Raw genomic sequence first — 22,161 nt, 5'->3', positions numbered from 1 at the left:
TCATTTGTTGTAGGGATCGGCCGCATCGCGCAGGCCGTCGCCGAGAAGGTTGAGCGCCATCACGGCAACGACGACGGCGCAGCCCGGCATGAAGAGCCAGGGTGCCGTGGCGATCGAACGAATGTTCTGGGCCTCGCGCAGCAGCACGCCCCAGGAGATGGTCGGCGGCTGCAGACCGAGCCCCAGGAACGAAAGCGAGGTCTCGGCCAGGATCATCGCCGGCACGGCAAGGGTGATCGACGCGATGATGTGGCTCGCGAAGCTCGGCAGCATATGGCGGAAGATAATGCGTCCTTCACGAACGCCGTCGAGCCTGGCGGCAGCGACGAATTCCTCGGTGCGCAGGGACAGGAAGCGGCCGCGAACGACGCGGGCGAGCTGCGCCCAGCCGGTCAGCGACAGGATGATCGTGATCATCATATATTGCAGCGTCGCCGGCCAATCCTGCGGCAGGGCCGCGGCCATCGCCAGCCAGATCGGGATCGTCGGCAGCGACAGCACGAAATCGATTAGCCGCTGCATGAAGAAATCGATGCGGCCGCCGTAATATCCCGAGATGCCGCCGATCACGATGCCGAGCATCAACGACAGGAAGACGCCGACGAGACCGATCGACAGCGAAACCTGCGAGCCTTGCACCGTTCGACTGAAGACGTCGCGCCCTAGCCGGTCGGCGCCGAAGAGAAGCAGCGGCGTGGTCTTGTCGGGCGAGGCGATCAGATGGATGTTTGTGTTGAAGAGGCCAAACACGGAATATTCATAGCCGCGCCCGAAGAACTGGACGTCGACACGCTTTGTCGTGTCTTCCTTGAAGATGGCGGCCAGCGTTTCCGGATCGCGGGTCAGCTTCATCGGATAATAATGCGGACCGAAAGAGAACCCGTTCTCGGTATCGATCAGATGCAGTTTCTGCGGCGGGTGAAAGGTCGCCCGCGCATTTTGCAGGTTCGGATCGTTGATGGCGAAGAAGCCGGGCACCAGGGCAACGATATACATCATCACGGTGACGACGAGCGCCACCATGGCCAGCCGGTGCCGGCGGAAAGCCCACCAGATCAGCTGCCATTGCGATGCGACGGCGGCGCGATCCGGCTGAATATTTGTAACGGCAATGTCGGCCACGTGAGGCTCCTATTCCAACCGGATGCGGGGATCGACCAGCGCAAGCAGGATATCGCTGATCAGAGAGCCTATCAGCGTCAGCGCACAGATCAGCAGAACGAAGGCACCCGCCAGATACATGTCCTGGGCCATCAGCGCCTGCAGCAGCAGGGGTGCGGCCGTCGGCAGGTTGAGGACGATCGCGACGACGACCGAGCCGGAGATGAGGTTGGGCAGCAGCCAGGCAATGGTCGAGATGAACGGGTTGAGCGCGATCATCATGGGGTATTTCATCAGCAGCCGGAATTCCGACAGACCTTTTGCCCGTGCGGTGGTCACGTAAGGCTTCGGCAGTTCATCGAGCATGTTGGCGCGCATGACGCGGATGAGGCTTGCTGTCGACGAGACGGCAAGAATGATGACGGGAAGCCAGAGATGCGAGAAGAGGTCTACCATCTTGGCGAAGCTCCAGGACGCGTTCTCGTATTCCGGCGAAAACAGCCCGCCGACATCCTGTCCGAATTCGACCGCCGCGATATACATCAGCACCAGCGCCAGCAGGAAGGACGGAACGGCCAGGCCGAAGAAGGTGAAGGCGGTGAAGAAATAGTCGCCTATCGAATATTTGCGCACGGCGGAATAGACGCCGATCGGCAGCGCAATCGCCCAGGTGGCGATCAATGTCGACAGAGCCAGAATAAGCGTCAGCGCCATGCGCTCCCATATGAGATCCGAGACCGGCTGCTGCCATTCGAAGGAGATGCCGAAATCACCGCGCGAGAGGATGCCCCATATCCATTTGAAATATTGGATGAGCATCGGATCGTCGAGGCCGAAACGCTCACGCAATTGCGCCGCCGTATTCTGATCGACGATCTCGTTGGAGGCTGCCAGCGTCGCGATATAGGTGGTGACATAGTCGCCGGGCGGCAGCTGGATCAGCACGAAAGCCAGGAAGCTGACGGCAAAAAGCGATGGAATCATCCATAGCAAGCGTTTGGCGATGAAGACCAGCATGGGCGCCTCTTGCATTGAACGCTGCCTTCCGTGCCTTGCCGGCTGTCAGGGCCGGCAAGGCATCTCGGAGGGCGAACCGAAAGAAAGCGCCGTACCGTCAGGCACGGCGCCGGAGATCCAAATCAGCTCGTGAAGGTGAACTGCTGCGGCAGCGCGGGCCCCGGATTGGGCCAGGACCAGCTGTCCGGCTCCTTTTCGGGAACATTGCGCAGGTTGTTGCGGATGATGCCGAAGCCACCGACGGCAAGGCAAAGCCCGACGGTCTCGAATTCCTCCGCGGCGATATCGAAGATCTGCTTCATGACCGCACCGCGCTTGTCGAGATCGGCCGTCGAACGCGCCTCGTCGAAAAGCTTCATGCGCTTCTTCTGGCTCTCCGGCGGTTCTTCGCCGCGTGCACCGTTGGAGGTGTACCACAGCGTCCACGGAATGGCGTAACGCGAGCCTTGCGGATGGAAGGCGAAGAAATCGCGCGGATCGAGCATCGGATCGAGACCGCCGGGGCCCGGCCATACCTGCGCATCGTGGGCATTGTCGTCGCCGCGGGTGTAATAAAGCGCCCGTTCGATGGTGTTGACCTTCATGTCGATGCCGATCTGGGCCCAATGCGTCTTGACCAGCTCGAGTGCGTCGACGAGGTCGGGATAGAGCGTCGGAATGACGTCGATCGAGAAGAACACCTTCTGGCCGTCCGGCCGGAGGCGGAAACCGTCGCCGCCCTTCTTGTAGCCGGCCTGATCGAGCATCGCGCCTGCCTTGTCGGCGTCAAATTCGGTGAACTGGCGCGCGTATTTCTCGTTGTACCAGGGATGGGTCGGACGCGGTCCGGCCTGGTAAGGCTCGCTCTGTCCGAAATAGACGATATCGATGAGCTCCGGACGATTGATGCCGATCGATAGCGCCTGCCGGAACGATTTATCCGCAAACATCTTGCGCATGGCAGGATCTTTGTGGGTGATGTTGAAGTAGATCTGGCACTGCTGCGAGGCTGAAGGCACGAGCGTCAGCAGACGATAATCGCCCTTCTGCATGTTCTGGGACAGCGTCGGCTTGTTGGCAAGCACGCTGATATGGCGCTCCTGGATGTCGATCTTGCCCGAGATGACGTTCAGCATTAGCGATTCGACGTCCTGCGAGATGCCGAAGTTGATCTCATCGATATAGGGAAGCTGATTGCCCTCGGTATCGACCTGCCAGAAATAAGGATTCCGGGTCATCACGACGCGGGTGGCGCCACCGACATAGGGCTCCTTGACCACCCATGGATCGAGCGTCGGCTTGTCGACATTGCCCCATCGCGTCGGAATCTCGATGTCGCCGCAGCGGCTGCGGAACAGTTCCGTCCAGCTGGTGACGCCGGCTTTCTTCGCATCGGCCTCGATATTGGGATTATATTTCGGCAGGAACTGGCTGCAGTAGTGCTTCGGAAAGAGCGTCGGATGCTGACCAAGCGGCGTGGCGAGGTTTTCCAGGTAAAGGGCGTTGGCCGCCGCAAAGGTGAACCTGACCGTATAATCGTCGACCTTCTCGACGGTTACCGGCTTGCCGGCGACAGCAAGCTGCGCCGGTGTCGCGCTGTAGAGCTCGGTGTTTTTGACGCAGTCTTCGATCGCGAAAACGACGTCATCGGCGGTAAAGGGATGACCGTCCGACCAGCGCACGCCTTCGATCAGATGGAAGGTGAATTGCGTCGCGTCGTCGCTGACTTCCCAGCGCTCGGCGAGGTTCGGCTCCACAGCGGTAAATTCGAGGTTCCAGCGCACGAGGCTCTGGTTGCCGACCATGCGCAGAATGCCGTTATGGTCGGATGAACCGCGAAGGCCGCGGCGCAGAGAGCCGCCATAGGTGCCGACTTTTTCGAACGGCTTGACCACCATCGGCTTCTTCGGCAGGCGCTCGGCGAGCGGCGGCAGTTTTCCATCTTTCACAAGTTGTGCAAGTGCGGGTGCCTCGCCGCCTGCGGCGAAAGCGCGGCCCGCGATGGACAGCGCCGCTGCACCGGCCATGCCGCCAAGCACGGCGCGGCGGGTAACGCCGCGCGACAGAATTTCATTAGGCATCGAGTTCCTCCCTTTCTATGCCGGCGCAACTTTTGAGCCGGCTGATGCGGCGGGCTCCCGACCTGCCGCTGCGCCCTCCTCGGCGCCCGGACGGAACCATAGACACGTTCCCAAATGATTACAAGAGTTGACAGATAATTACAAATTTTGTAGCGATGCAGCATGAAAGCTTGAATTACACGCCTTAAAATCCAGGCTGGAGCGCACAAAAGACGCCAATCTGTCAGAATCTGTGCAGCGCATTGAAATGTCGTTGGCGGACAACTGCCTGACGTTCAGAGAAAAGGACGATAATGACATTCGCGGCCGACGCCGTTCCGAACCGAGGCGCGACGCGCTTCAGCGACATCATCTACGAGAAGATCGTGGGGATGATCGCCGACGGCAATTTTCCGGTGAACGAACGGTTGCCGTCGGAGACGAAGCTCGCCGCCGATTTCGGCGCTTCGAGGCCCGTCGTGCGCGAGGCACTCGAGCGCTTGAGAGCTGATGGCCTGGTCGTTTCCCGCAAGGGCTCCGGCTCCTATGTCCGGCAAAGACCGGATTCGTCGATGCTGAAAATGGTGCCGGTCGGATCGCTCGCCGATGTCCAGCGGTTTTTCGAATTCCGCGCAGGCCTCGAAGCCGAGGCGGCGGAGCTCGCCGCGCGAAACTGGCAGCCCGCCGACAAGGAGAGGATAACGGCAGCGCTTCTTTCGATCGAGCAATGCCTGCGCAACGGAGAGCTCGGCGCCGAGGAGGATCAGGTTCTGCATGATGCCATCGCCATGGCGACCGGCAACCAGTTCCATATCACCGTGCGCGAATGGTTCAGGCCGCATTTCGCCATCGGGCATTCCGTTACACGAAGCCTGAGCCTGAAGCGCACGCTGGAGCAGATCCGCAGCGTCCAGGACGAGCATGCGGTGATCGTGGAGGCGATCTTCGCACGCCGGGAAACCGAAGCGCACGATGCGATGAAGAAACACATATTGAATGCTCGCGCCCGCATGTTCCAGGGCGTTTGAGCGAGAATGGGAGGAAGAACGATGAAACGGATCGCTATGACGGGGGCTGCCGGACGAGTTGGAACGCTGCTGCGCCCGCTCCTCCGCGCACATTTCGGGCACGTCAGCCTGATCGATCTGCAGGAGCCCACCGGGCTTGGCGACAACGAGACCTTCGTCAGGGCCGACCTTACAAAGCTCGACGAGACTAAGGCTGCGCTGAAGGATATCGACGGCGTCGTTCATCTCGCGGGTATCGCCAGCGGCACCGACATGAACGCCATTCTGCACGCGAATGTGCTTGGAACCTACAATCTCTACGAAGCTGCCCGGATCAACAAGGTCGAGCGGGTGGTCTACGCCTCCAGCAACCATGCGACCGGCTTCTATCCCCGCGGCGAAATCATATCGCCGCTCGATCCGATGCGTCCCGACAGCCCCTACGGACTTTCCAAATGCTGGGGCGAACTGGTGGCCGGGCTTTACTACGACACGTCAGGCATTCGCTCCCTTTCCATTCGCATCGGCAATGCCGGGACCTACCCCAACAGCGAGCGATCGATTGCGATCTGGATCAGCGCGCGGGATCTGGCGCAGTTGGTGCGGATCGGGCTCACTCATCCGTTGATCGCCGCGACGGTGGTTTACGGTGTTTCCGATACCGACGAGAAATGGTGGGACAACGATCTGGCGAGGAGGCTCGGCTACCAACCGGAAGACCGGCCGCGCGATCACGCCCGCATCGAACAGGGAGCCGAAGGGCCTGTCGCGCTTGCGTTCCAGGGTGGCGGATTCTGTGAAATCAACCACGATGGCACCATCCGCATGCGTAACGCCGAAGGTTTGGCAAAAAGCCTGGAGGCGGCCGAATGACGGCGCCTCGGATCATCCACCCGCAAGTCCGTTCCGTGATCGAGCAACCGCTGACGGTCGGTGAATCGCCGGTATGGGACGACGAGACCGGCACGCTGTGGTTCGTCGACATTCTGGCTCCGGCCGTCGTGCGGCTCTCGGCTTCGGGAAAGATCGACCGCTTCGACATGCCAGCGGCGGTCGGCAGCCTCGGGCTTTGCCGCGATCATAGGATTGTCGTCGGCCTCCAGACGGGCGTCCATCTCTTCGATCCGGCCTCCCGCGATATCGAATTTCTATGCGACCCGGTCGGGCGCGAGATGATCGGCCGACTCAATGATGGAAAGGTCGGTCCGGACGGGCATTTCTGGGTCGGCTCGATCAGCGAAGCCAAGCCGCAGATCGAAGAGGCCGCTCTTTACCGCGTCGGCGCCGATGGCAGCACGCGGACGGTTGCAACGAGACTGACCAGCTCCAATGGCCTCGCCTGGTCGCCGGACGGCCGGCGGATGTATCACTCCGACAGTCGGCAATGTTTCCTGCAAGCATTCGACTTCGATGCCGAGACGAGCAGTCTCGGTGAAGGACGTCGCCTTCGCAGCTTCACAGAAGATGAGGGGCGGCCGGACGGGGCGACGACTGATCGCGACGGGTTTTACTGGAGCGCCGGCGTCTCCGCCGGCCGCCTCAACCGCATATCGAGCGAAGGTGAAATCGTCGAGATCTACGTTCTGCCGGTCCCGGCACCGACCATGCCGTGTTTCGGGGGACCTGATCTCAGCACCCTCTTCGTCACCAGCCTGTCGACGGACCGCACCGGACGTTTCGAGGCGGGCACGGTCATCGCCTTCGACGTGGATGCAGAAGGGCTGCCGCCCTTCCGCTTCGGCAACCAATTATCTTGAAAGCGAACGGGGAAGAAAAATGAGCATCGCGATCATGCGCAAGGCGCTCACGGGCGTTTCGGGTGTTCCCGTCACGGCCTATGACAGCAAAGGCGAAGTCGAACCGCGGATTACCGCCAAGGTCTATGCGCGGGTGGCGGCCGCGGGCATTCACAACATCGTCGCTGCCGGCAATACCGGGGAATTCTACGCGCTGACGCCGCAGGAAATCCGGATCGTCCACGAAGCGGCGGTATCAGGCGTCGACGGCCGCGCGCCGGTGACGGCGGCGATCGGCCGGTCGCTGCGCGAGGCGATCGGCATGGCGAGGGATGCGTCGGCGATCGGCGCAACCGCCGTCATGTCGCATCAGCCCGTCGATCCTTTCGCAGCACCTTCGGCCCAGATTGGCTATTTCTGCAATCTTGCCGATGCGTCCACTCTGCCGCTCGTCGCCTATGTCAGGGCCGAGGGTTTTGGTGTCGACGATATCGTCCGCCTCGCCAACCACGGCAATATCGCCGGCATCAAGTTTGCCACGACCGATCTGATGCTCTTGTCGCGCGCGATTCCGGCGGCCGATCCCGATGGTGCCCTGTTCGTCTGCGGCCTGGCGGAGAGCTGGGCGCCGACATTCACCGCCGCCGGCGCGCGCGGCTTCACGTCGGGCCTCGTCAACGTTGCGCCGCAGCTTTCGCTTGCCGTCCACGCCGCGCTCGAAAAAGGCGACTTTGCCGCGGCACGGGCGATCGTCAACAAGCTCGAGCCGTTCGAGCGGATGCGAACCAAATTCCGCAACGGCGCCAATGTGACCGTCGTGAAAGAGGCGGTCACCTATTCCGGCCTCGATGTCGGCCCCGTGCGCGTGCCGGGGTTGCCGCTGCTCGACCAGCATGATCGCGAGGAACTTCATCGGCTGCTACGAGGCTGGGAGGCCGCGGGCAGCATTCAAACTGATCCGGACCGGCAGCAGCCTGCCAAGGCGGCCGGCTGAGTTCGACATTATTTCTGCAAACAACAGGATTGGGAGGTCTAGAGATGCTGAAACAGCTACTGACAACGATCGCAATTACCGGCGCCCTGATAACGACGCAGCCTGCCTGGGCTGCCTCGCCGCCCAATATGCTGGTCATAGGCACCAATCTCACCGGCATCCGCACGCTCGATCCGGCCCAGAACAATGCCCGTACCGTTTCCGAGCTGATCTCGAACCTCTACGACAATCTGGTGCAGCTGTCGCCGGACGATCTCAAGACGCTGAAGCCGATGCTTGCGACGCAATGGAGCGTCTCAGACGACGGCAAGATCATCACGCTCACCCTGCGCGACGACGCCGTCTTCCAGAGCGGCAACAAGGTGACCGCCGAGGATGCGGCCTGGTCGATCCAGCGCGTCATCAAGATGGGCCAGGTCGGCTCGACTGACGTGGCGCTCTGGGGCTTCAAGCCCGATAACGTCGAAAAACTCGTTCGGGCAAAGGACGAGCATACGCTCGAGATCGAACTGCCGCAGTCGGTGAATACCGATCTGGTGCTCTATTCGCTGGCCGGCTCGTCGATCGGCATCGTCGACAAGAAGACGGTGCTGTCGCATGAGGCGAATGGCGATTTCGGCGGCGCCTGGCTTTCGGCCAATTCCGCCGGCAGCGGTCCGTTCAGCCTGGCGCAATGGCGGCCGAACGACGTGGCGATCTTCAACGCGCAGCCGAAATACTGGGGCGGCAAGCCCGCCATGGCCCGCGTCGTCGCCCGCCACATCCCGGAATCCGGCAACCTCAGGCTGCAGCCTCGAAGCCGGCGACGTCGATGTCGGCCAGTATGTGGCAAGCGGCGATCTCGATGCGCTGTCCACCAACAAGGATATGGTCATCGACAATGTCCCGGGTCTTGGCTTCTATCATATCGCCCTCAATCAGAAAGACCCGGATCTGCAGAAGCCGAAGGTTCGCGAGGCCTTCCAGCACGCCTTCGACTGGAAGGCGATCTCCGGCAACATCATGCGCTATACGGGCTTTCCCTGGCAGTCGATGATCCCGCGCGGCATGATCGGCGCGCCCGATGAGGCTGCCGCCCGCTATGATTACGATCCCGCTAAAGCCAAGCAGCTGCTGGCGGAGGCCGGATATCCGAACGGCTTGAAGAAAGTGCTCAATCCGTCGGGGGCAGCGACCTTGCCCTTCGCCGAAGCGCTGCAGGCGAGCGCGCGGGCTGCCGGCCTCGATCTCGATCTGGTGCCCGGCGAGTTCACGCCCGCCTTCCGCGAACGCAAATTCGAAGTGCTGCTCGGCAATTCCGGCGCCCGCCTGCCGGATCCCTTCGCCGTCGCCACACAATATGCCTTCAACCCTGACAATAGCGACGAAGCGCGCCTCGGCAGCTATTATCTCTGGCGCACAGGTATGAAGGTGGACGATCTCAACACCCTCATCGATCAGTCGATGAAAGAGCGCGATACGGCCAAGCGCACGGATATGTTCAAGAAGATGGACGGCATCTATGCCGGCATGGCCGCCCCGCTCGTCATCTTCTTCCAGCGAACCGACCCTTACGTCATGCGCGCCAACGTCAAGAATTATCACGGGCACACGACGTGGTCGACGCGCTGGCATGACGTGACCAAGGAGTAGAGCGCGTGGCGAGCGCCGATCTGACATCGAAGCAGGAAAGCCGTCGCTCTCAAGCGGGCGGGTTCGCCGATGCGGCCCCGCACCCGTTGATGAGCTTGCTGCGGCGCCTGGCGGGACGCGTGGTGGCTGTTGTGACCACGCTGCTCGGTCTGCTTTTCCTGACCTTTTCGATGGGGCGCCTGCTGCCTGCCGACCCGGTGTTTGCTATCACCGGGCCGGAGGTCAGCAAGGAGGTCTATGATCGGGTTTATAACGAGCTGGGGCTCGGACAGCCGATCTGGATGCAGTTCCTCTCCTATGTCGGAAAGATCGCCACAGGCAATCTCGGCACGTCGGCGACGACGGGCCAGCCGATCCTCACCGATCTGATGACGATCTTTCCCGCCACCATCGAGCTTGCAATCATCGCCATGATCATCGGCGCCATTATCGGCATTCCCTTGGGCGTCACGGCTGCCGTCAGGCGCGGAACCATCATCGATCACATCGCCCGGATCGTTGCGCTTGCCGGCCACTCCATCCCGATCTTCTGGACCGGGCTGATGGCGCTCTTCCTTTTCTACGCCAAGCTCAAGCTGGTCGGCGCATCGGGCCGCATCGACGTCTTCTATGAGGGCCTCGTCACCCCCATGACGGGCTTTCTGCTGATAGACGCGGCGATACAGCAGCAATGGGACGTGTTTTACAACGCGCTTGGCCACATCATCCTGCCGGCGGCGATCCTCGGTTATTACTCCGTCGCCTATATCAGCCGCATGTCGCGAAGCTTCATGCTGGAGCAGTTGAGCCAGGAATACATCATCACTGCCCGGGCCAAGGGGCTCGGCACCCGCAAGGTCGTCTGGCGGCACGCCTTCCGGAACATCCGCGTGCAGCTGCTGACGATCCTGGCACTGACCTTCGGCGGGCTGCTCGAAGGCGCGGTGCTGATCGAGACGGTTTTCGGCTGGCCGGGGCTCGGCCAGTATCTCACCCGCGGGCTACAGATGAACGATATGAACGTCGTCATGGGTTCGGTTCTGACGATCGGCGCCGTCTTCCTGACGATCAACATCCTGTCGGATGTGCTCTACCGCATCCTTGATCCGAGAACACGGTGACGCCATGACGATCTCCTCAGAAGACGCAGACGCCCACACCCTCGGCTTTCGCAGTTGGTTGCGGGCAGATGAGCCTCAGGGCTGGTTCCAGTCGTCGGCGCAGCAAATCCATCAGGGCTGGCTGAAATTCAGCCTGCACCCGCTTGGGCTGGCCGGCCTCTTCATCATCGTGCTGCTGATCGTCGTGGCGACGGCCGCCCCCTTGCTCACCAGCTACGATCCGATCGTGCAGGATATGGCCGGGCGACTCGCGCCGCCCTCGGCCGCCCATCTTCTCGGCACCGACAATTTCGGCCGCGACGTCTTTGCGCGGGTGATCTACGGCGCCCGCACCACGCTTTACATCATCATGCTGGTGACGATCATCGTCGCACCGCTCGGCCTGCTGATCGGCACGGTCTCCGGCTATTTCGGCGGCATTGTCGATGAGATCCTGATGCGCATCACCGATATCTTCCTCTCCTTCCCCGGACTGGTGCTGGCGCTCGGTTTTGCCGCCGCCCTCGGCCCCGGGATCACCAATGCGATCATCGCCATTTCGCTGACGGCCTGGCCGCCGATCGCGCGGCTGGCGCGCGCCGAAACGCTCAGCCTGCGCAAAGCGGATTATATCGCCGCCGTGCGCCTGCAGGGCGCGACATCGCTTGCGATCATCACCCGCCACATCCTGCCGATGTGCATTCCCTCGGTGATCGTCCGCGTCACCCTCAATATGGCCGGCATCATCATCACTGCCGCCGGTCTTGGCTTCCTCGGCCTCGGCGCGCAACCGCCCTGGCCGGAATGGGGCTCGATGGCCGCCAGCGGTCGTGAGTTCATGCTCGATAGCCCTTGGGTGATCGCCGCGCCCGGCATCGCCATCGCACTCGTCAGCCTCGCCTTCAATCTCGTCGGCGATGCGCTGCGCGACGTGCTCGACCCGAGAGGTTCGGAATGACAGAGCCGCTCATCGACATTCAAAACCTCGAAATCGCCTATGGCGGCGGCCACATGCGCGCGGTGCGCGGCGTGAGCTTTGCGCTCGGGCAGGAAAAACTCGGCATCGTCGGCGAATCCGGATCGGGCAAATCCACCGTCGGCCGGGCGATCATGAAGCTGCTGCCGCCGACCGCGATCGTCCGCGCCGAGCGGATGGCCTTTCGCGACGTCGACCTCCTCAAGGCCGACGAACGAAAGATGATGACGATCCGGGGGCGGCGGATCGGGCTGATCCTGCAGGACCCGAAATATTCGCTCAATCCGGTCATGCGCATCGGCGAACAGATCGCCGAGACCTACCGTTTCCATCATCCGAAGGCGGGCGCGAAGCAGACCTATCAACAGGCGCTCGACATGCTCGAAGCCGTCCAAATCCGCGATCCCGAGCGCGTCGCCCGTCTTTATCCGCACGAAATATCGGGCGGGATGGGCCAGCGCGTGATGATCGCCATGATGCTGATCGCCGAACCCGAAGTGCTGATCGCCGACGAGCCGACCTCGGCGCTCGACGTCACGGTCAGGCTCGAAATCCTGGCGCTGCTCGACGAACTCGTCTCACGCCGCAATCTCGGCCTGATCTTCATCAGCCACGACCTCAATCTGATCCGCAATTTCTGCGACCGCGTCCTCATCATGTATGCCGGCCGTGTCGTGGAGGTGCTGGAGGCGCGCGATCTCGACAAGGCGAAACACCCTTATACGCAGGGGCTGCTGGCATCTTTGCCGACGATCGAGAATCCTCCTGCCCGGCTGCCCATCCTGAAACGCGACCCGACCTGGCTTGACGACCTCGCAATGGAGGTGCGGCCATGATCCGGATCGACAACCTTACTATCCGTTTCGGACACGGCCAGCGGCCCGTTGTCAGAGATGTGAACCTCACGGTCGAGAGGGGACGGCGTTCGGCCTGGTCGGCGAGTCCGGCTGCGGCAAGTCCACAGTTCTCCGGGCCCTCTCCGGCCTCAACGCCAATTATGATGGCAACATCGAACTCCAGGGCGAGACGCTGGACCGGCAGCGCAGCCGGCCGTTCTATCGCCGGGTGCAGATGGTGTTTCAGGACCCCTACGGATCGCTCCATCCCCGCAAGACCATCCGCTCGCAACTGAAAGAACCGCTGCGCAACCAGGGGCTGGAGACGAATTCCGTCGACGTCAACGCGGTACTCAGATCGGTCGGCCTCGATCCGGCGCTGAGCTACCGATTTCCGCATCAGCTTTCCGGCGGGCAGCGCCAGCGTGTGGCGATCGCCCGCGCCCTGATGCTGAACCCTGACGTCCTGCTTCTCGACGAACCGACATCGGCGCTCGATGTCTCTGTCCAGGCCGAGATCCTCAATCTGCTGCAGGATCTGCGCGCCGAGCGCGGCCTCACCTACCTCCTTGTCAGCCACGATCTCGCCGTCGTCTCCCATATGTGCAGCCGCGTCGCCATCATGGAAGCCGGCGAGATCGTCGAACAGGTCGATATCGAGGCCCTGCGCCGAGGCGCCGTCGAACATCCCTATTCGCAACGCTTGCTGCGGGCGAGCCGGATGTACGGGAGGGTGTAGCCGTCGATCGGTACGCCCTGCCGCTTCGCGGGTCACCGCAAGTGGGCGTCGATGGCGAAAATGATCTCTTCCCAATCGTTGGGATGAATTTCGTGGCCGCCACCTTCGAGGCGGACAAGCTTCGCGCCCCGGACGGTTCTTGCCAGCAGTTCGCCGTGCTCAACCAGATAAATCGGGTCGGCCGTTCCGTGTATGACGAGGAGGGACGCGGCCAGTTCCGCCAATTTTCCTTTCAAGGCCTGCCCGCCCCTCAACATGAAATGATTTGTGGCACTGACGAAGTTCTTCGCCCGCCTGACATCCCGTTCGACAAAGGCGCGCGCCCGCCCTTCGTCATAGGTGTGCGCCACCCCGGCGATCATCCGGGTGTCTCTGACAAGAAATTCGATCACCTGGGCATTGTCTGTCCAGTCGATGGCGTCACCCGTCGCGGCGTGCGCCATGTAGGCGTCAGTGGTATGCGGCAGCCCGCTAGTATCAATGCCTATTGGCGTGGTGGACATCAGCGTCAGCGTCTTGACGCGTTCGGGATAGGAGAGCGCTGCGATCTGGGCAATCGTGCCGCCCAGTGACATGCCGATCAGATTGACGCGGTCAATGCCGTAGCCATCCAGTACCCTGACGGCGTCCGCAGCCATGTCGTCCATGGTGTAAGGCGGTTCCCCCGGCTCGTAGATCGCCGAACGGCCAGTGTCTCGATTGTCATAGCGAATGACATAATATTTTAGAGCGGCGAGCTTCTGGCAGAACCCGTCCGGCCACCACAGCATCGACGCCATCGCGCCCATAATCAACAGGATCGGCTCATGCGCCGGGTCGCCAAAGGCCTGTGTGGCGATCTCGACGTCATCAAACTTGATATTGCGTTCAGTCACTTGGAGCGTCCTATACGTGTATCGGGTGAAGCGGCGAAGGCTTGGGTCCTGATATCAGCAGCCATAACCCATGATGGGGCTAAGGCAGGTGTGCCGCATCAGGCATTTTGCCTAGGGCGGGTTCAAAACACACATGGGATGACTACGTCTCCATCTCTGCTAATCTTAAACTTCACCTATCGGAGGACTTTGTGTCGACATCCCTCAAAAGTCCTTGTTCTCAGGCCGTGCAGCAGAACTCGATGCGATGGAATCCGCGTTCCGGGACGTCTCCGGCGGTCGGCAACGCTCCATTCTCCTCGGAGCGGAAGCAGGCGGCGGCAAGAGCCGGCTGGTCGAGGAGGTCGTCGACCGACTGTCAAGCATGATGCCGAAAAGTGTGAGCGGTTTTCGGACGACATCATGCTCTAAGTCCTTAATGTAGAACAGGATGATTTTAGGCCGGGTCGGCCTCCAGGCGTTCCGATCAAACAATAGGGCGCGGCTATTTCCAGCTCGTGTAATCAGCGGCGGTGCAACCAAACGGCGCACGATCTTGGCCAAACCGCTTCTTCAGCTGCTCGCATCCCCACTCGTTCAACGGCGCCGGCATGAGGTTGTTGATGTCCATGCCAGGCGATTGGAATTGCGTCGGCGAGCTCGTGACGTACCAAAGCCAGAAGCCGACCACACCGACGACGATCAGAAGCAAAGTGCCGAAGAAAAGCTGCAGCCGCCTCAAGATCGACACCGTCTTTTTGGGTTCTTCGATCAACACCGGCGCAGCCTGATCGCCGTCTTGCTGATGCCCCAGAGGTGCGAGAGCCGCGGCGCGCTCGGCATCCGTGAGCTCGACCCGCTGCAGACGATTGTCCAGAAGCACCGGCAGGGCCGTATTGCCGTGCCTGACGGCCATTCCGATCGCCTTGCCATTGGCTTCACCGACGATCAGCGGCTCCTGTCCGCTCTTCATCCGCGTGTAAGCCGATCGTCCCGTTTTGTCAGCGGCGATCTTGTCATTGTAGGTGATGGAAAGGACCCCGCGCTTGCGGTCAAATGCACTGATCTCGACGGGGACGGGGATCAGCCTGGCAGGCCGGCGCAATTGACCCTTGACCCGCCAAATGCGGATACCAAGAAAAATCATGCCCAGGCTCATGCCGCCAAGCAGGACCACGAACAGCGTGAGCGTGATGATCCTGTTCCAGAGCATGTCCAGACCCAGGCTCATTGTCGCGAGTTCCGGATGGTCGACGGAAATCACAAGATCGGTTTCATAATCGCCGGTATGGAAATCGACGAACATGACCTCGACCTCGGTGTCGTAGTTTCGTCCGCCGTAGCTGTAGACAAGGTGTGCCTCGCAGTCGGTGAAGACTGCCTTGCGTGTCGTGCATTTCCCGTTTTGCACGTCACCGTTCTCAAGCACCAAGGGATTCTGGCTGATCTGGAAATCGCGGATCACACCGGGTGCTTCCGAGACGAAGAGAAAGACGGCCAATGCCAGGATAATGGGCGTTGACCAGAAGTAAGCGTTCGGCGTGGAGATGACGTTGCGCGCCAGTGAGAGCGGGCGGCTGGGGAGAACAAGCGAAGACAACGGCGTCGGACCCCTCATGTGACAGCGCAGCGCGCCGGTAAAGCTTCAAAGCGGCCGATGACCAACGAGCGGAGTTGGCGTCATCCAGACCGGCTTGCACAATCCCATTGTGTGATACCGATCTACAACCTGTTGCGGGCGATCGGCAATGCTTTTCTACACGCGCAGGCCGCAATCCCGCGTTGGTCCTGTCGATAACGCGAGCGACACGAGATACATATTTCACTGATGCCTCCGGACGCAGCATCGAGACGATGAAAACCGAGCGATCGTCAGGCGATCGGTTTGCCGAGAGCCGGATTGACCTCGCCAAAACTGTTGCCTCTTCGCCTTTAAAGTTGCGTCACCGGTATGAAGGTTGATAGAGGAGCGGCGGCGGTATAGTTTCGCTTTCGCAAATCGACGAATGACACAAGGAATAGTTATCTCATGCCGACAGGTACGGTTAAATTCTTCAATGACGACAAGGGCTTCGGCTTTATCACCCCCGAGGATGGCGGACAGGACGTGTTCGTGCACGTGTCTGCTCTGCAGCGCGGCGGGTCGCTACGCGAAGGCGACAAGGTCAGCTTCGACGTCGGACAGGATCGCAAGACCGGAAAATCGAAGGCTGAGAACGTCTCAACCCTCTGATTCAAAGTCGAAGATTACCCAACCCGCGTTGAGCGGGTTGGGCTCGTCGCAACGCCATAGGCCGCGACGACGGTAATCGAGGTCTGTGCGTGTCGTTTTGGGGTACCGGGACGGCAGGAATGCTTCACGCATCCACGTCAGGCCGACGCGAGGCGCTATCTACGCCTCCGATAAAATGCTTTCGGCCGCCTTCTCAGCAATCATGATCACCGGCGAATTGGTGTTGCCCGAGATGATGGTCGGCATGATCGAGGCATCGACGACCCGCAGCTTCGCCAGCCCATGCACCCGCAATTGCGAATCAACCACCGCCATCGTGTCGCTGCCCATTTTACAGGTGCCGACCGGATGGAAGATCGTTGTGGCGATATCGCCGGCGCGGCGAATCAGATCCTCGTCACTCTGGTATTGCCTGCCCGGCAGCATCTCCTGCGGCCGGTACCTAGCGATGGCGCCGGCCTCCATCAGCCGGCGCGCATGCCGAATCGATTTCGTTGCCACGATCCGGTCGCCAACGGTCGAAAGATAATTCGGGCGGATGTCCGGCGCCACGGTAAAATCCGGGCCGCCGACATGCACGGTGCCTCGGCTTTCCGGCCGCAGATTGCAGACGGAGACGGTGACGGCGGGATATTTGTGCAGCGGCTCGCCCAGTCGGTCGGTGCTCAGGGGCTGCACGTGATATTCGAGGTCGGCGGTCGCAACGGCCGGATCGCTCTTGGCAAAGATGCCAAGCTGGCTCGGCGCCATAGACAGCGGCCCGGAGCGGCGCAGCATATATTCAAGCCCCATGCCCGCCCGGGTCAACAGGTTGTGATAGAGCTGGTTCAGCGTCTTTGCGCCCTCGATGCGGAAGACCGTACGGATTTGCAGATGGTCCTGCAGGTTTTCGCCGACACCCGGAAGTTCATGGGTGACATCAAGCCCGGCGGCGGACAACACATCCGGGCGACCGACCCCGGAAAGCTCCAGGATTTTCGGCGAATTGATCGCACCGGCAGACAGGATGACCTCGCGACCGGCGCGAGCCAGATGATTCTGCCCGTTTAGCCGGAACCGCACGCCGGTCACCATTCTGCCGTCGAATTCCAGCCGCTCGGTTTCGGCGCCGGTCAGCACACGCAGATTGAGCCGCTTCATCGCCGGGCGCAGAAAGGCCTTCGTCGTGTTCCAGCGCAGGCCCCCGCGCTGGTTGACCTCGAAATAGCCTGAGCCTTCATTGTCGCCATCGTTGAAATCGTCGGTCTTCGGGATACCGAGTTCTTCAGCTGCATCGCGAAAGGCATCGAGGATCGGCCAGGAAAGCCGCTGCTTTTCCACCCGCCATTCGCCGCCTGCCCCGTGCATCCGCGACTGGCCACGATAGTTGTCCTCGGATTTGAGGAAATAGGGCAGCACGTCGTCCCAGCCCCAGCCGGAATTACCCGCCTGCCGCCAGCCGTCGTAATCGGCCGCCTGGCCACGCATGTAGATCATGCCGTTGATCGACGAGCAGCCTCCCAGCACTTTTCCTCGCGGATAAGGCAGTGATCGGCCGTTCAGTCCTGCCTCCGCCGCCGTCCTCATCATCCAATCGGTGCGTGGATTGCCCATGCAGTAGAGATAGCCGATCGGCACATGCACCCAATGATACCGGTCGCTGCCGCCGGCTTCGAGCAGCAGGACGCGGTTTTTCGGATCGATCGACAGCCGGTTGGCCAGAACGCATCCCGCCGATCCGGCGCCGACGATGATGAAGTCGTAGCTTCCCGCATCAATGGCTGCATCATTCATACGCATGTTCATGCCGCCGCCCCCGCTGCCGCCGGCGGGACCGCTGTCAGACGCCGCCAGAGCGGTGCCATCGCTTCGGCGATATCCTGATAGAGAGCGTAACGCCGCGCATAGTGCGCCTCGAGCGAGACATCCGGACGATAATTCCGCTCTGCCCGAACCATGGCCGCAGCACCAGCGCCGAAGTCCGCGAAGACACCGACGCCGGTTCCGGCCGCAATCGCCGCTCCCAGCGCACCGGTTTCACGCGAGCGGGCAACGCTGACCGGAACGCCGAGCACATCGGCGAAGATCCGCGGCCAGATCAGGCTGCGCGAGCCGCCGCCGGACAGCACGGCTTCGTTGAAGACCGCGCCCGCCTTTCGGATCGTCTCGATGTGCTGGCGATGACCGAAGGCGACACCTTCGAGAAGCGCGCGAACGAGATGTCCCTTGGTGTGCCAACCGGCAAGACCGTAGAAGCCGGCGCGCGCGTGGCCGTCCTGCTGGGCGCCATAGAGATATGGATGGTAGATCGGATCGTCTGTCGTGGGCTCGATCGCCCCGGCCAGCGCGCAGCAGGCATCAAAGGGCGAAACGCCTTCAGCATGCTCGCCTTCGAAGAACTCCCGCACCAGCCATTCGAGATTGGCAGCCGAGGTGGCGCTGTTCTCCATCGCCATGTAGCGGCTGCGATCGAAGGTCGAGGACATGAAGACTGGCCCGCCGAGGTCGGGGCTGTCGATGATGACTTGGTTGATGCTCCAGGTGCCGGCAATGATCGAGGCGCTGCCGGTGCGTGCAACGCCCGAGCCGAGCGCCGAGGCGACGACGTCGAACAGTCCGCCGGCCACCGGTGTACCAGCGGCGAGCCCGGTTTGCCCCGCCACCTCTTCCGTTACCGTACCGGCAATGTCGGCGCTTTCGATGAGCGGCGGCAGGAGGTCCATGCAATCGTCCAGTCCATAGGCCTCCATCAGCGCCTTGTCGTAGCGGCGCGCGGCAAGATCCAGCAGACCGGCCCCCGACATGTCGGACACTTCGCTGACACGCTGGCCGGTCAGGCGGTTGACGACGAAATCCTTGGAGAAGAACACCGTACCGATGCGGTTGAACAGATCCGGCCGGTGACGCTTCAGCCAGGCAAGCAATGTCGGCGTCTGGGATGGCCACGGACGCTGGCGGGCAATCGGATAGGTCCGGTCACCAACACCGGCTTCTCGCCATTCATCGACCAACCCGGCCGCCCGCGTGTCGAGCGACTGGATGCCGATGAGCGGAGCGCCGTCGCGATCAAGCGCATAAAGACCGTTGCCATGCCCGGCGCAACCGATCGCGGCGATTTCCTCCGGCTGGATCTCTGCCTTTTCGATGCAGGCGCGGATGACCTGCCGTGCATTTGTCCAGAGTTCGTCCAACCCTCGCTCGACATGCCCCGGGCTCGGCATGCGGCTGTGTCCTTCTTCGGACGCAGCCGCGATCTCGTTGCCGTGGCGGTCAAAAATCACCGCCTTGATAACGGTGTTTCCGGCGTCGAGCCCCAAAAGATACTCTCCCATGCAGAACCCTCCCGAGATTCGAAATCGCTGCTCAGCCCTGCTGATAGAGCGCAAAGGCCTGGTCGCCGCTCGCGTCCTCGTGCACGATCGCCATCAGCCCGCGCACCACGGCACTCGGATTGGCGTGCTGATAGATGTTGCGGCCATAGACCATGCCCATTGCACCCTGCCGCATCAAGGCCGCGGATTTGTCGAAGACGGCACGAAGATCCTCCTTGCCGCCGCCGCGCACCAGAACCGGGCAACGGGCTGCTTCCACCACTCTGTGGAAATCCTCGGCATTGGTGGTTGGGTCCGCTTTGACGATATCCGCACCCATCTCACGGGCGAGCCGCGTCAACGTCACGATCTTGTCGGCATCGCCGTCGACCATGTAGCCGCCCTTTTCCGTCACCGGCTGCATCACCAACGGCTCGATCATCAGCGGCATGCCATACTTGTCGCAATCGGCCCGGACGCGGGAAATATTCTCAACGCACTGGCGGAAAAGGTCCGGCTCGTCCGGCAGCATGAACAGGTTGACGACGACGCAGGCTGCATCCATCTCGATCGCGCCGATCAATGGTTCGGCCTCGTTCTGCAGCACCGCCCACATGTCGCGGTGGCGGATCCGGTTATAGGGATTGCCCATGTCGATGCGCATGACCAGCGTCGGCTTGTCCTTGCCGGGCACATGCTGCAGCAGGTCGGCCTGGCCGTAATTCATCTGGATCGCGTCCGGCCCTGCAGAAACCAGCGCCTTGACGACGGTCTGAATGTCCTCCAGCCCGTTGAGGAAGGATGGTTCGTTGCAGACGCCGTGATCGATCGCCACATCGAGGCAGCGGCCGCCGCCGAACAGCCGGTTCATCCGGACTTTGCTGTTGTGTCGCATTCTGTGCTCCTTGGTTCGTTCCTTGCGGAAAGCATGTCTTCGTCGACGCCGTGGCGTTGGTTGAGAAGGGTGAGAAAACGGTCGCGCTCACGGGCGCGATGCGCGAGCGTCCAGCGCTTTTCCTGCGCCAACAGGTCGAGTGCGGCATCCATCATGTCGAGCGTAAGCTCGCCTGAAACGGCCAGCGTCGTGCGCCGCAAAAGCAGGTCGTCGAGATGTTCCACCGCTTCCTCGCGGATCAGGAACTGCACTTCGCGCATCGAGTAGGCGGCGTGCGGCAGCACTGCATCGGGGCCGGCCGCGATGAAGTCGCCAACCGCCTCGGCATCCGTGCCATATCGGGCAAACAGCTCAGCCATGCGCCGGCCGGAAAGGCCCTTGCTGGCCGCCATCTGCGTCAGCCAGGCGGCCGCGCTGGCGGGAAATGCCCGCCCGCCGCCGATCGGCCGATCGGTTGTCGCAACGCGGCGGCGCCTGCCGAGCCTTGCCAAAGCCATGTCGGCCGCCAGTTCCCCGAAGGACCGGAATGTCGTCCACTTGCCGCCGATCATGCAGAATACCGGCGGACCACCCTTGGAAGGCTCCAGCACGGTGCAGAAATGATCGCGCGGGATGCGGCCGGTAAAACTGTCGGTGCTGGCCGGCAGCGGCCGCACGCCGGAAAACTGGAAAACGATTTGTTCGGGCCGGATGGGAATGCCTGGCAGCACGAAGGCAAGCGATTGCAGGATATAATCCCGCTCGTCCGCCTCGCAGCGCACCGTTTCCGGATCATCGACGCGGATATCGGTGGAACCGACGAGAACCTTGCCGAGATAAGGAAACAGGATGCAGATCCGCCCGTCCTCGTTCTCGTAGTAGATCATGTGATCCGCGAGCGCGTCGCGCAGGTCCGCATTGTCGATGATGAGATGCGAGCCCTTGGTGCCGCCCATCAGCGGTGACGGCCGCGCTTCCGGCGAAAACAGGGTCTGATTGGCGATGTCGATCCAGCCGCCGGTGGCGTTGATGATCAGCGTCGGCTCGACGATAACGGACGCGCCGCCGATCTGGTCTTCGACACGATATTGGCCATCCTCTGTCCGATGCAGTTCCGCGTAATTCAGCGCCATCGCCCCGTATTTTGCTGAAAGACCATCCTGCAGAAGCTCGATACCCAGCCGCTCCGGATGGCTGACCCAGGCGTCGAAATAGGTGGCGGAACTCTTGATGTCGGGATTGAGCGCCGGCCATTTGGCAAGCGTCGTGCGCCGGCCGCGAAACTGGTGGCGCGGCATCAATGCCCGCTTGCGCGTCAGGAAATCATAGATCCTCAGGCCCGCCTTGATGGCGACGGCGCCACGGCGGCTCGGGCGACGGCTGAGGCCCAGGAAGCGGACGATGCCATTGCCGAGGCCGGAAAAGATATCGAACACCGGCACCGTCGTCGGCAGCGGCGCTACGTAGTGTGGCGCATTGCGCAGCAGCCGATCCCGCTCGACCAGCGATTCCTGCACCAGCTTGAATTCGCCATTTTCAAGATAGCGAAGCCCACCATGGACCATGCGCGACAGCGCCGAACTGGCCCCTGAGCAATAGTCGTGTTTCTCGACGAGCAGCACGTTCAGCCCCTGCAGCGACAACTCGCGAAAGACACTGATGCCGTTGATGCCGCCGCCAATGACGCACACGTCCACCTTCGGGCTCTGGCGGAGCCCGTCCAATATCTCTTCCCGTTTCATGATGGCGATCCG

General features: G+C 61.7%; 18 protein-coding genes and 2 pseudogenes. 11 read left to right on the top strand and 9 right to left on the bottom strand.

The features are described from left to right. From MF410_RS29370 to MF410_RS29360, 3 genes are all read right to left on the bottom strand, one after another. A complete protein-coding gene (locus tag MF410_RS29370; RefSeq protein ID WP_097628010.1) occupies window positions 1–1,122 on the bottom strand; it encodes an ABC transporter permease in 1,122 nt (373 codons plus the stop codon). A 9-nt stretch (window positions 1,123–1,131) separates the two neighbouring features. Then, window positions 1,132–2,118 carry an ABC transporter permease gene (locus MF410_RS29365; RefSeq protein ID WP_097628136.1) on the bottom strand — a complete coding sequence of 329 codons (987 nt, stop codon included), beginning with the start codon at window positions 2,116–2,118 and terminating at the stop codon, window positions 1,132–1,134. 122 nt (window positions 2,119–2,240) lie between these two features. After that, complete coding sequence (locus MF410_RS29360; protein WP_097628011.1) at window positions 2,241–4,178, bottom strand: ABC transporter substrate-binding protein; 1,938 nt, start codon at window positions 4,176–4,178, stop codon at window positions 2,241–2,243. A 293-nt stretch (window positions 4,179–4,471) separates the two neighbouring features. Here MF410_RS29360 and MF410_RS29355 point away from each other — a divergent pair, with 293 nt between their 5' ends. The 9 genes and pseudogenes from MF410_RS29355 to MF410_RS29315 all read left to right on the top strand — a co-directional run bounded on the left by MF410_RS29355 (window position 4,472) and on the right by MF410_RS29315 (window position 13,156). Further along, complete coding sequence (locus tag MF410_RS29355; protein ID WP_097628012.1) at window positions 4,472–5,185, top strand: FadR/GntR family transcriptional regulator; 714 nt, start codon at window positions 4,472–4,474, stop codon at window positions 5,183–5,185. 21 nt (window positions 5,186–5,206) lie between these two features. Continuing rightward, window positions 5,207–6,037 carry an NAD(P)-dependent oxidoreductase gene (locus tag MF410_RS29350; protein ID WP_097628013.1) on the top strand — a complete coding sequence of 277 codons (831 nt, stop codon included), beginning with the start codon at window positions 5,207–5,209 and terminating at the stop codon, window positions 6,035–6,037. Beyond that, window positions 6,034–6,921, top strand: a complete 888-nt coding sequence (locus MF410_RS29345; RefSeq protein ID WP_097628014.1) for an SMP-30/gluconolactonase/LRE family protein — start codon at window positions 6,034–6,036, stop codon at window positions 6,919–6,921. The genes MF410_RS29350 and MF410_RS29345 overlap by 4 nt, the downstream gene beginning before the upstream one ends. 19 nt (window positions 6,922–6,940) lie before the next feature. Then, window positions 6,941–7,894, top strand: coding sequence for a dihydrodipicolinate synthase family protein (locus MF410_RS29340; protein WP_097628015.1), 954 nt, complete (start codon window positions 6,941–6,943; stop codon window positions 7,892–7,894). 44 nt (window positions 7,895–7,938) lie between these two features. Continuing rightward, a pseudogene (locus MF410_RS29335) lies at window positions 7,939–9,526 on the top strand (ABC transporter substrate-binding protein). Between the two features lie 5 nt (window positions 9,527–9,531). Next, entirely contained in the window at window positions 9,532–10,626 is a 1,095-nt protein-coding gene (locus MF410_RS29330; RefSeq protein ID WP_097628017.1) for an ABC transporter permease, read from the top strand. Window positions 10,627–10,630: 4 nt separating this feature from the next. Then, on the top strand, window positions 10,631–11,563 hold the full coding sequence (locus tag MF410_RS29325; RefSeq protein WP_097628018.1) for an ABC transporter permease: 933 nt from the start codon (window positions 10,631–10,633) through the stop codon (window positions 11,561–11,563). Further along, on the top strand, window positions 11,560–12,417 hold the full coding sequence (locus MF410_RS29320; protein ID WP_097628019.1) for an ABC transporter ATP-binding protein: 858 nt from the start codon (window positions 11,560–11,562) through the stop codon (window positions 12,415–12,417). Before MF410_RS29325 ends, MF410_RS29320 begins: the two co-directional genes overlap by 4 nt. Next, window positions 12,414–13,156: pseudogene (locus tag MF410_RS29315) on the top strand (ABC transporter ATP-binding protein). Before MF410_RS29320 ends, MF410_RS29315 begins: the two are co-directional and overlap by 4 nt. Before the next feature lie 32 nt (window positions 13,157–13,188). Here the strand turns inward: MF410_RS29315 and MF410_RS29310 are convergent. Then, entirely contained in the window at window positions 13,189–14,031 is an 843-nt protein-coding gene (locus MF410_RS29310) for an alpha/beta hydrolase (protein ID WP_097628021.1), read from the bottom strand. 214 nt (window positions 14,032–14,245) lie between these two features. Between MF410_RS29310 and MF410_RS29305 the strand changes: the two genes are divergently transcribed. Beyond that, window positions 14,246–14,455, top strand: a complete 210-nt coding sequence (locus tag MF410_RS29305; RefSeq protein ID WP_275593047.1) for an AAA family ATPase — start codon at window positions 14,246–14,248, stop codon at window positions 14,453–14,455. Window positions 14,456–14,515: 60 nt separating this feature from the next. Here MF410_RS29305 and MF410_RS29300 read toward each other — a convergent pair whose 3' ends face one another. Beyond that, a complete protein-coding gene (locus tag MF410_RS29300) occupies window positions 14,516–15,628 on the bottom strand; it encodes a hypothetical protein (protein ID WP_179867147.1) in 1,113 nt (370 codons plus the stop codon). A 411-nt stretch (window positions 15,629–16,039) separates the two neighbouring features. Here MF410_RS29300 and MF410_RS29295 point away from each other — a divergent pair, with 411 nt between their 5' ends. After that, window positions 16,040–16,243, top strand: coding sequence for a cold-shock protein (locus MF410_RS29295; protein ID WP_003572688.1), 204 nt, complete (start codon window positions 16,040–16,042; stop codon window positions 16,241–16,243). A gap of 159 nt (window positions 16,244–16,402) precedes the next feature. On the opposite strand, the gene MF410_RS29290 is transcribed toward MF410_RS29295, so the two are convergent. Genes MF410_RS29290 through MF410_RS29275 form a run of 4 tightly spaced genes read right to left on the bottom strand, consistent with a single transcriptional unit; the run spans window position 16,403 to window position 22,149 of the window. After that, window positions 16,403–18,028, bottom strand: a complete 1,626-nt coding sequence (locus tag MF410_RS29290) for a GMC family oxidoreductase (RefSeq protein WP_165503870.1) — start codon at window positions 18,026–18,028, stop codon at window positions 16,403–16,405. Further along, window positions 18,025–19,554, bottom strand: coding sequence for an FGGY-family carbohydrate kinase (locus tag MF410_RS29285; protein ID WP_239621000.1), 1,530 nt, complete (start codon window positions 19,552–19,554; stop codon window positions 18,025–18,027). The genes MF410_RS29290 and MF410_RS29285 overlap by 4 nt, the downstream gene beginning before the upstream one ends. A gap of 31 nt (window positions 19,555–19,585) precedes the next feature. Beyond that, window positions 19,586–20,404, bottom strand: coding sequence for a class I fructose-bisphosphate aldolase (locus tag MF410_RS29280; RefSeq protein WP_179867152.1), 819 nt, complete (start codon window positions 20,402–20,404; stop codon window positions 19,586–19,588). After that, window positions 20,401–22,149 (bottom strand): glycerol-3-phosphate dehydrogenase/oxidase, encoded by a 1,749-nt coding sequence (locus tag MF410_RS29275; RefSeq protein ID WP_097628025.1) that lies wholly within the window; start codon window positions 22,147–22,149, stop codon window positions 20,401–20,403. Before MF410_RS29275 ends, MF410_RS29280 begins: the two co-directional genes overlap by 4 nt. Window positions 22,150–22,161: the final 12 nt, after the last annotated feature.

The sequence above is a fragment of the Rhizobium sp. C104 genome, assembly GCF_022354505.1.
Classification (GTDB): Bacteria; Pseudomonadota; Alphaproteobacteria; order Rhizobiales; family Rhizobiaceae; genus Rhizobium; species Rhizobium redzepovicii.
This window is presented reverse-complemented; position numbering and strand designations above follow the sequence as displayed.